The organism is Leucobacter chromiiresistens (assembly GCF_001477055.1).
GTDB lineage: Bacteria > Actinomycetota > Actinomycetes > Actinomycetales > Microbacteriaceae > Leucobacter > Leucobacter chromiiresistens_A.
Genome location: NZ_LDRK01000080.1, coordinates 1 through 9636, shown reverse-complemented (window position 1 = coordinate 9636; position 9636 = coordinate 1). Strand labels below are relative to the sequence as shown.

The window sequence follows — 9636 nt, the reverse complement described above, 5'->3', positions numbered from 1 at the left end:
CCCTGCGAGAACGCGTCCCACACCGCCGTCGGCAGATCCCCAGACGGCAGCGCATCGAGCCGGCGGTTCGCGTACTCCCGGATGTCGGTGTTCGCCCCCGAAATCACCGTGGAGACCTTGGTGACCCAGTCGCACGCGTTCTCGAACGTCTTCGCCATGGCGCGCAGGTGCGCGCTCGCGGTCTCGGCGGCGAGGCCGGTCCACGCTCCGTCATTGATCTGCGCCTCGACCTTCTGCACGCGCGCGCGGTAGTTCTGCAGCGCGCCCGAGAGCTGCGGCAGGCTCGACAGCTCCCACCCGCTGCCCGTCGCCACATCGATGAGCTGCTGTTCGTGTCCACTCATGACTGACCTCCTACAGTCGCCGCCTGCTTGCGTCTGCGCGACACGACCACGAGCACGATCGCGATCGCGATGCCGCCCAGCAGCATCAGCACCCCGACCACCGCGAGCGCCACCATCAGCGGCGACACAGCCGCCGACTCCGCCACTTGCGCAGGCTTCTCATCGAGCGGCTGCGTCGTGTACGGCGTCGCCTCGAGCTCGCCGAACGGCGCGATCGGTTCACCGTCCACGTACGCCGCACGATACTTCTCGTACCCCTCGACGAACGGCCCGGTACTCCAGCCGCACATCACCTGGCCGTTGTCCGCGATGTGCCCCGGCTTCCCGTCTTGCTCGCACCGAGGGTCGTCGAGGCTGGTGACCCACTGCGGGTTCTCATCGGGAAATTGACTCGGATCGGTCTTGAGCATCTCCATCACATTGAGATACCCCGCACCGAGGTCGTCCTCTCTCACCCACTCGATCTCGTGCACCCCGCCCGAACCGGTGGTGCGCAGCATCGCCTGCGTCACTTGGAACGGTGACGCATCCGGATACTTCTGCATCCCCAGCGCCGCAGCACCTGCCGCGAGCGGCGTCGCATACGACGTCCCCGAGATCAACTGGGGGCCCCACCCCTCGTCGTCACCGACCCCGAGCAGCCAATTCCCCGGCGCCGCCAACGCCTCGTTGTTCCCGCCGTACGACGTCGCCCCGGTCTTGTGATCGGTGAGCACCGTACCGTCCTCCTCGATCGCGTTCACCGGAAAGGCACCATTGTGTGAGTACGGGCCGCCGTACAACGCGAACCCGGCGTCCGGGTTCAGCACCCCGACGAAGATCGGCACCTCTGCGATCAGCGACTCGAACATGACCTGGTCCCAAGCAGCGGCATCTCCTCCCAGTGTCGAGATCGACACGACATCGGCGCCGTCACGGATCGCCGCCCGCGCAGCCAGCGACAACGGATCCCCAAGTCCGTCAGGGTTGTTTAGGACCTCGCCCCCATCCCACGTGATGTCGTGGGCGAGGTCGATGCCGCCCTCCTCGACCGTCGGATCCTGCAACTCGCACTGCTTAGACCCCGCCTGATCGAGATCGCCGACCCCGTAGAACCACACCTCGGCCTCCGGCGCGATACCCCGCGCCCCCAGACCACCATCACCCGCGACCCCATTGCCGACCAGCATCGACACCACATTCGTGCCATGCGCAGCCTGAGCCGGATCATCCGAGACGATCTGACGCGGCTCCCCCGAACCCGGGTCCGCGCACGTCGTCCCCCGCACCTGCAGATTCGCACCCGCCAACTCCGGCGCATCCGGATTCACGAACGTGTCGATCACCGCGATCTTCACACCCGCACCCGTCGCACCCGACTCCCGCAGACTGCCGAACCCCAACTTCTCCGCGTGCCACAACCCCGCCTCGCGGCTGTCCTCCGCGATGGGAGCCGCCGACGCCGCAGGTACCACTCCCACCGAGAGAGTCAGGGCACCAGCAATCGCGACCCACAGCGCGCTTCTCAATCGCATGTCAGTACTTCCTGCTCTTCGGCGTTTCTCCGGGTGCCGCTTTGCCGGGGGCCGCGGTTCCCTCGCCCGACACATCGGTATGCATGCCCTCGAGATCGGCGAGCATGCGCTGCAAATCCTCTGCAATGGCCGCGTCGGTCTCGCGCTGGTCGGCGATGGCCGCGGTCATGTTGCTCTGCACCTCCGCGAGCTGCGCGTCGAGCTTCGCGATCTTCTCCGCAATCGCTTCGCCGCTCTGGATGAGTCCTCGATAAAACCTCCTGCCCAACCCGCTCTCCGATCCATCTACGCGGGTCATCTCGCCAGCACTCGGGCACTCCCCCGCCAGGCCGCGCAGCGTTCCCAGCAGGTCCTCGAACCCGTCCGCCAGGCTGATGCGTTTCTCACTCATGATGCCGTTCCCCTGAATTCACTGCCCCGCACTACTGCAATCCGCTCGCCCGAGTCGAGTCCCGCAACCGCTGCAGGGTCTCGATGAGACGCTGCTGCGCGTCCACCATCTCGGGCGTGAGGGGCACCGGCCCCTCATCGGCCTCCGCGGCCTGATCGACGACCTGGCCGAGCGTCACGCTCATCGCCTTGCGCACCGCGCGCGCCTCGGCCGAGACGTCGAGCCCCTGAATGACGGCGATCTCGCTCGTCTGGCCGAGGTCGATGCGCTGCTGCAGAATCTGCCAGTCGCGCCCGTGCTCACCGCGCCGCCGCGCCTCGGCCGTCTTCCGCGCCTCGTCCGCGCGCGCGGCCTCGCGCTGCTCGCGCGCAGCCGCGAGCGCGCGGGTGCGCGCGTCGAGCTGCGCGGTCGCCGCCTGCAACTGCGCGATGGCCTCTGCCGGGTCTCTGGTCATTCCTGCATCTCCTGGAAGTGAAAAGCGATGGTCACGGGTGGGATCCTCCGCCCGAGCCGCCTGCAGCGGGCGCGCCCGTTCCACCCGATCCGCCGCTCAACGTTCGGATGTCGCGCACACCGCCCACCACGGAACTCACCGTCTCGTAGACGGCGAGACCGATCGACGCGGCCGCGGTGAGCCCCGACAGGGCGCTGCGCACACCGCCGAGCAGATTCGCGATGCCGGTATGGATGGCGATGACCGCCTCCACGAATCCGAGGAACTCGTTGAACAGGTCGATGACCTCGATGACCCACCCGGCGACGATGGGGAGCGCGATGGCGAGCACCTTCATCGCATTGACTTCGCCGACCACCGGCACCGCGATGAGCGAGAGCAGATCGAGACCGAACGAGACGATGCCCGAGATCACCTCGTTGATGAACTCCAGGATGCCGCGGGCGAAGTTCGCCAGCTGCTGATCCATCACACCGGCCTGCTCGCACTGCTGCGGCAACCCCTCGAGCAGCTGCCCGAGACGCGCGTGGCACTGACCGAACTCGTACGCGGCCTGGCCCTGCCAATCGTCGGTGACGAACTCGCCGAACGACGAGACGCGCTCATTGATCAGCTGCACCGCCTGCCCGCACCGCGGCCACGCCTCGGCAGCGAGCTCCATCGAGCGCCAATCGCCCACGAAGGGCTTGTGCACCCACTCCTCGAGCGGGCTGAACCCGACGAGCAGGCTCACCACCGTGTCGATCATGCCGAGGCCCGAAGCGCTCTGGTGCTCCACGCGCCACAGGGTCTGCTCGAGCACGCTCGCCGGGGTCGGCGGAACCAGTACCGTATCGATGCCGAGCGGCGGTGCGTACGCGCTCATACCGTCACCTCCGTGCGTGCAGTGAGACCCGAGAGCCGCGACGGCGCATCGGAGTAGGCCGCCGTGATGAGGGCGTCGAGGTCGAAGGCGATGCCGGTCGGCACCGTCGCCGCACCGGGCTGGGTCTCCAGCGAGCCGTCGATGAGCCGTACATCGCCGCTCCCGCCCGGCTCGGGCGTGACCGGCTCCCGGTTCTCCCAGAGCTCCTGCAGATCGGCGAGCTCCTGAGCCGTCGGCTCGCGATCGCCGAAGAACAGCTCGAGCACCCACGAGGGAACGTGCGCCTCACCGCCCTGGCAGTGGGAGCAGCCCGGCGTGCACCCCGGCTGCGTCTGCTCGGCGGTGCACGTCACGCACTGGCAACCCGCCGGGTGCACGTCGCACGCCGCGCAGCGGCAGCCCACGGGATGATCGTGCGGGCGATCGCCGGGCTCGTCGTCGCCGGGCTCACCCGGCTCGTCGTCGCCGGGCGATTCGGGCTGCTCGTCGCCGGGGGTGGTCGGGGGCGTCAGCGTGGGCGGCTCCTCCACCTCGGGCACCGACACCTCGGGCGTCGACACCTCGGGTGAGCCGCCACCGCTCGGGCCGCCACCACCGCTCGGGCCGCCGCCACCACTGGGGCCGCCGCCGCCGCTCGGGCCGCCGCCACCGCTGGGACCGCCGCCTCCACTCGGGCCGCCGCCGCTCGGGCCGCCACCACCAGGGGAAGGTTCGCACGTGCTCTCGAGCTCACCCTCGTGCGTCTGGCAGATGTCGATGACGTGCTGCTCGCAGCTGCCCATGTCGGCGAGCGAATCGCGCACGCTCTGCGCGGTCACCGCGAGCGTGTCGCCGAGCGCCTGCAGATTGTTCATCACTGCGTCGCGGGCGCCGTTGTGAATCGGCTGGAGGGGCTGCAGCAGCAGCCCGAAGGCACCCTCGAGCGAACAGTACTCGCGGGCGTACTCCACGGTGCGCTGCAGCGCGTTCTCGCACTCGGCGATGTTCGCGATCGCAGCCTCCATCGTGGAGGGATCGTAACTGATGCACTCACTCGACATGGTGCTCCCTCAAACGCGGCGTGCCGCCGGCCGACGACGTTCGGGGTGCGCGGATCGCGGAACCGTCCGCCGATCCGGGCACCCCCGTCGAGCCGGAACGGTCAGCCGGCGAACCGGCCTGCGTTGCGGGCGTCGCTCGCGTCGTAGGTCTGGGCGATCTGCTCCGTGCTGCCGGAGATGCGCTCGAGGAGCGCCTGCAGCTCGTTCAGCGACTGCGTCCACTTGCGCTGTGCAATGTCGTAGGAGTTCTGGGCTTCACCGCTCCAGGCTCCGCGGAGCTTCGCGACCTCGGACTCGAGTCTCTCGATCTCCGCTCGGATCCCCTGCGATCCCGTGCGGATCTCCGCGGCCAGCGCGCTCACCTGTGCCGTCTGCACAGACATCGACTGCATGCTCATGATTCTTCGTTCCCCTCGAAAGTGTTCAGTGTGTGCTTAGTTGCCCGACATCATTGCGCCGAGACCGGAGATCGCCTGCTCGTGCTCCTGCTCCGTCGCAGCCTGATCCTGCTCGGTGCCGCGCAGCGAGTTCTCGAGGTCGATGAGCACGTTGTTGAGCTTCACCGTCTCGGCGTCCCAGCGCTGCATCAGCTGGGTGAAGGCGCCCGCAGCCGAACCCTTCCAGTACCCGCGGAGCTGCTCGATGTCGCCGCGCACCTTCTTGGTCTGCTGGTCGATGCCCGACTTCGCCTCGGCGACAGCCTGCTGCCCCCTGCGCAGGGCCCCCTCTTCAGCGGAAATGGTCTGAGCCATCTTGGCTCCTCCTTCTCGACGGTTCGGCTCCGTGGCGGAGCGCTTGACGTGGAAGCACTTCGCTGGGAGCGAGAGCGCCACTACAGAAGGTACGCGAAACTGGGGCGCTCGCCAAGACTGAGGGGGCCCCATCCCCGACTTTGAGTAGTGCGAAGACGAAATGCAGTGTCTCGGAGGCGGATCTGCGCAACTTTCGAGAAGTTTTCCGCATCGCACGAGGGGCGCTACTCAGCAATGCGTCGGGCTACAGCTCTCCGGTGATCGTCGCGACGGTGAAGCTGCGCTGGCCGATGCGCACGCTCGCACCGTCTTCGAGCCGCATGCGGGCGCCGCTCGCGAGCACGCTCGTCGCCCCGGTGTCATCGACCATCTCGGAGCCGTTCGTCGACCCGAGATCGGTGACCCACACACTGTCTCCGCGGTATTCGAGCCGCAGGTGCGTCTTCGACACCGACGCCGCCGAGTCTTCGACCACCACGAGCTGATCATCGGCCTCGCTCGGCTCGGGGCGCCGCCCGAGATTCACGACGGTGGGAATGCGCAGCCGAGCACGCTGCCCCGTGTCGAAGGTCAGCAGCAGCAGCGTGCCCACCTCGCGGGGCGCGGGGGCGGGTGCGACCGGGGCGTCGACCGGAACGACTCCGGGAGGCAGCGCCGCGGCCGACCCGTCCGCGCCGTCCTCGGCCTGCGGCGACTGCAGGGCGCTCGACTGCGGCTGAGAGGGCATCGCCGGCGTTTGCGGCTGCAGCTGCGAGGGGATCGCCGGCGTTTGCGACTGCGGGTGCGGCTGCATTTGCGGCTGCGACTGCGGCTGCGGGTGCGGGGCCCGCGGCGCCGTCACCGGCTGCCCCAGCGGAACGGGAGGCGGGCCGCCCGCCGAGTGCGGCGCCGACGGCGGCGCGATCCCCGGAGCGCCGGCGGGCAGAGGCGCCCCGGGCTCCAGCGCACTCCCCGCCGTTGCACGCGCCCCGCCCTCGGGCGCGTGCAGCGCCCAGGCCTGCGCGTTCCGATTCCACGTCTCGCGCTCGGCCGCCGACGGCACTCTGACGACGAGGGTGCGGCCGGCGCGGTCGGCCAGGCTGCGCCCCATGCGCTCGGGGTCTGCGGCGCTCGTCGCCACCACGATCCAGCCCCCGATGAGCGCGACCAGGCTGCCCGCACCGCCGACGAGACCGCGCACGAGCGCACGGCCCATGCCCGCGGAGAACGGCGCGTCGTCGCGAGCGGTGCGCAGGCGCAGCAGCAGGTTGCCGACGGTCGCCCCCGTTCGCGCCTCGACCACCAACAGGATGACCGCCGCCTCGACGAGCACGATGCCGCCCACGAGCGGGCTCTGCGTGACGGCCCACGCCGCAGCGGCGAGGATCAGGCACAGCGCCGCATCGACCGAGTACGCTCCGAGCCGGGCGCCGACGCCCGCCGGGCGCGCCCACGCTCGGGAGCGGGCGAGCGCCGCCGCGACGGTTCCGCGCTGGGCCGCCTCGCGCTGGGCGGAGGCCCGCTGAGCCAATGCCCGCTGGTTCGAGGCTCGCTGCGCCGACGCGCGCTGGGCCGCGGACGCCGCACCGGCAGGCCGACGAGACCCCGAGCGCGCGCGCTTCGGGCGTTGCTGCTGCGCCTGGGCGCGCTGCGGGGGCATCGGCTGCTGCGGGAACTGCTGCACCGGCTGCTGAGGGGCGTGCTGCGGGAACTGCTGCACCGGCTGCTGCACCGCAGGCTGCTGCTGCATCGGCTGCTGGTGCGCCGGCTGCTGCGCCGCGCGCAGCGGGCGCACGGCCGGAGCCCCGCCGAGCGGCGGCTGCGTCGTCTGCGGGAGCGGCGGCACCTGCGGCAGCTGCGGCGCCTGCGAGCGCCCCGCCGCTCCGCGGCGGGCCGCTGCCCGGCGCTCGCGCCGGCGTGGAACCTCGCTCATGCGGCCAGCACCCCCTGCAGTAGATTCAGCGTTCCGGCCGCCAGGATCCCGCACGGGAGTACGAGGGCGACCGCGATGCTGTCCACGATATCCCCGGTTCGCGACCAGCCGAGCGAGCGCTCGCCGCGCGCGAGCGGCAGAATGACCACCGCAGCGATCGCACCGGCCGCCAAGACGACGCCCGCCACGAGCGTGCCCGCCCCGCCCGAGACCGACGGCGCGAGACCGACGATCAGCCCGAGCAGCCCGACCGCCACGGCGGCCCGAGGCGGCGTGCGCAGTCGCGGAGCCGCGGTGCGGCGCGACGTGAGCAGCAGCGCGAGCACCATCCAGGTCGCGAACAGGGCTCCCGAGATCACCTGCACGAGATCGCCGCTGGAGAGCGGCACGACCGCGGCCGGAATGCCCGCCGCCGCGAGCACCGACAGCACCGCGACGGTGGACGCGAGCCGCGCCTCCGCCGCCTCGACGATCGCTCGCACGCGCAGCTCGTCGACGCGCTCGATGAACTCGGGCACGCGCCCGCGCACCGTCCACCGCAGCACCATGAAGCGCCCGTAATCGATGTGGTAGCCGGGATCGACGCCCACCAGCAGGCTCGGCGCCGCTCGCAGCCCCACCGCGGCCGCCGCAGCCGCCACGATGAGCAGCTGGGCGGGCGACCACCCGAGGGACGGGCTGATCATCGCCAGGCCCGCGAAGAGCGCCGAGACCACGATCACGGGCGTGGCCGCCGCGCGCACCCGCGACGAGCGGGCCGCGAACCCGAGCATGGCGGCGAGCACCGAGACGCCTGCGGCCCCCACCGCGATCGCCAGACCGGGGGTGTCGACCACGCTCGGCCAGACGGCCACCGCCGCGGCAGCCCCGCCCAGGCCGAGCGCCGCCGCCACCGCAGCGCCCTGCTCGCGACGGCCGAGCGCGCTCGAGAGCACCGCCGCGACGGCGGCGAGGGCGAGCACCACCACGGTCGCCCAGCGCAGCTGCGGCACGGCGCCGGCCATCGCCGCCGCTGCGACGCCGAACCCCGTCAGCGCCCACGGCAACGGGCTGACGCCCGACGACCGCTCGGCCGACACCGCCCGCGCCGACCCCTCCGCCGGCGCTCCCGCCACCGCGTACAGACCGCCCTCGCGCAGATCTCGCACGGCCGTCGCCGTGTCGACCACCGACCCATCGGGGCCGAGCACCCGATCCTCCGCGCCGAGGTGCACCCCCACGGCGGCGAGCGCCCCGGCGAGCGCCTCGTTCTGAGGCACCACGAGGTCGTGCCGGTCTCCCGCCGCATCGAGCGCGATCCGGCGCAGATGCGGCGCAGGCTGACTCACGCCAGCAAGTGTAGCGTCGCGGCGACCCGTTCGACCGGGCGGACGCCGCGCCTCGATCCGCACTAAGATGCTTGCTGGAACCCGGGAGAGGCCCGATCAGTCGGAGGCGGAGGGCAGTACGTGAGCGCAGAGGCGACCGACGCGAGCGCCGTCGTGCGACTGTCGGTGGTGCACGCCGAGCGCCGCGTCGACCTCGCGATCCCCGGCCGTCTGCCGCTGCTCGAAGTGCTCCCCGGCGTCGCCCGCGGCCTCGGCGTGCTCGACGCCACCCTGCTGCACGGGGGCTACCGGCTCACCCGCGCCGACGGATCGGAGCTCGACCCCACGCGCGGCGCCATCGCCCAGGGCGTCGACCAGGGCGAGATACTCACCCTGACCCGCGGCCAGCTCGTCGCGGTGCCGAACCGGTACGACGACGTCGTCGAGGCCGTCATCGACGCCACCAGCGCGCACCACACCGCCTGGCGCCCCGAAGACGCCGCCCGCACGGCGACCGCGGTCAGCCTCACCCTCGTCGGGCTCAGCGCGATCCTGCTCGCCCTGCAGCCGTCGACGACCGCCCTGCCCGCCATCGTCGCCGGCGTCGGCACGCTCGTGCTGCTCGCACTGACCGCGACGCTCTGCCGCATTCGCCAGCACGAGGCCGGCCTCGGATTCGGCCTCGCCGCCGCCGCGTTCGCCGGGCTCACCGGTTACCTCATCGCCCAGCACCAGCCGCTCTGGGGCTTCGCCCTCGCCGCCGCCGGGCTCGGCCTCATCGTCGGCGGCGGCGCCGCGCTGCTGCTCGCCACGAAACCCGCCGAGATACTGCTGCTGCCGATCGCCCTCGGGCTCGCGATCGCCATTCCGGCGGGCGTCGTCGGCATCACCGGCGTCGACCCCTCCGGCCCGTACGCCGTCATGGTCGCCTGCGCGGGCCTCCTCGCCGGGGCGCTGCCGTGGCTCACCCTCAGCAGCACGCGGATCCGCGTCATCTCGCCGATGACCGAGAGCGAGATGTTCGACCCGCCGCCCCCCGTCGACCCCGAGCGCGTCG

General features: G+C 71.4%; 11 protein-coding genes. 1 reads left to right on the top strand and 10 read right to left on the bottom strand.

The features are described from left to right. The 10 genes from NS354_RS10240 to NS354_RS10195 form a co-directional block, all read right to left on the bottom strand. On the bottom strand, positions 1–344 hold a 344-nt coding region (locus tag NS354_RS10240), incomplete at its 3' end, for a hypothetical protein (RefSeq protein WP_058594401.1). Next, positions 341–1804, bottom strand: a complete 1464-nt coding sequence (locus NS354_RS10235) for a S8/S53 family peptidase (RefSeq protein ID WP_241490481.1) — start codon at positions 1802–1804, stop codon at positions 341–343. The genes NS354_RS10240 and NS354_RS10235, both read right to left, overlap by 4 nt. A gap of 55 nt (positions 1805–1859) precedes the next feature. After that, positions 1860–2249 (bottom strand): hypothetical protein, encoded by a 390-nt coding sequence (locus NS354_RS10230; RefSeq protein WP_058594399.1) that lies wholly within the window; start codon positions 2247–2249, stop codon positions 1860–1862. Between the two features lie 31 nt (positions 2250–2280). Beyond that, complete coding sequence (locus NS354_RS10225) at positions 2281–2703, bottom strand: hypothetical protein (RefSeq protein ID WP_058594398.1); 423 nt, start codon at positions 2701–2703, stop codon at positions 2281–2283. 31 nt (positions 2704–2734) lie between these two features. After that, on the bottom strand, positions 2735–3568 hold the full coding sequence (locus NS354_RS10220; RefSeq protein ID WP_058594397.1) for a hypothetical protein: 834 nt from the start codon (positions 3566–3568) through the stop codon (positions 2735–2737). Beyond that, complete coding sequence (locus tag NS354_RS13630; RefSeq protein ID WP_058594396.1) at positions 3565–4572, bottom strand: hypothetical protein; 1008 nt, start codon at positions 4570–4572, stop codon at positions 3565–3567. Before NS354_RS13630 ends, NS354_RS10220 begins: the two co-directional genes overlap by 4 nt. 137 nt (positions 4573–4709) lie before the next feature. Continuing rightward, complete coding sequence (locus NS354_RS10210) at positions 4710–4991, bottom strand: WXG100 family type VII secretion target (protein ID WP_082678023.1); 282 nt, start codon at positions 4989–4991, stop codon at positions 4710–4712. Positions 4992–5042: 51 nt separating this feature from the next. Continuing rightward, a complete protein-coding gene (locus NS354_RS10205; RefSeq protein WP_058594395.1) occupies positions 5043–5360 on the bottom strand; it encodes a WXG100 family type VII secretion target in 318 nt (105 codons plus the stop codon). Positions 5361–5604: 244 nt separating this feature from the next. Next, positions 5605–7272 carry an RDD family protein gene (locus tag NS354_RS10200; RefSeq protein ID WP_058594394.1) on the bottom strand — a complete coding sequence of 556 codons (1668 nt, stop codon included), beginning with the start codon at positions 7270–7272 and terminating at the stop codon, positions 5605–5607. Next, positions 7269–8600, bottom strand: coding sequence for a hypothetical protein (locus NS354_RS10195; protein WP_058594393.1), 1332 nt, complete (start codon positions 8598–8600; stop codon positions 7269–7271). The genes NS354_RS10200 and NS354_RS10195 overlap by 4 nt, the downstream gene beginning before the upstream one ends. 120 nt (positions 8601–8720) lie before the next feature. Here NS354_RS10195 and NS354_RS10190 point away from each other — a divergent pair. Next, positions 8721–9636 (top strand): EsaB/YukD family protein (locus NS354_RS10190; RefSeq protein ID WP_058594392.1); only part of this gene is annotated, 916 nt, incomplete at its 3' end.

What these genes read in the sequence shown, in the direction of transcription:
- NS354_RS13630 (WP_058594396.1), bottom strand. Translation starts at nt 4,572, where the DNA reads ATGGAGGCTGCGATCGCGAACATCGCCGAGTGCGAGAACGCGCTGCAG.
- NS354_RS10225 (WP_058594398.1), bottom strand. Translation starts at nt 2,703, where the DNA reads ATGACCAGAGACCCGGCAGAGGCCATCGCGCAGTTGCAGGCGGCGACC.
- NS354_RS10220 (WP_058594397.1), bottom strand. Translation starts at nt 3,568, where the DNA reads ATGAGCGCGTACGCACCGCCGCTCGGCATCGATACGGTACTGGTTCCG.
- NS354_RS10210 (WP_082678023.1), bottom strand. Translation starts at nt 4,991, where the DNA reads ATGTCTGTGCAGACGGCACAGGTGAGCGCGCTGGCCGCGGAGATCCGC.
- NS354_RS10230 (WP_058594399.1), bottom strand. Translation starts at nt 2,249, where the DNA reads ATGAGTGAGAAACGCATCAGCCTGGCGGACGGGTTCGAGGACCTGCTG.
- NS354_RS10200 (WP_058594394.1), bottom strand. Translation starts at nt 7,272, where the DNA reads ATGAGCGAGGTTCCACGCCGGCGCGAGCGCCGGGCAGCGGCCCGCCGC.
- NS354_RS10205 (WP_058594395.1), bottom strand. Translation starts at nt 5,360, where the DNA reads ATGGCTCAGACCATTTCCGCTGAAGAGGGGGCCCTGCGCAGGGGGCAG.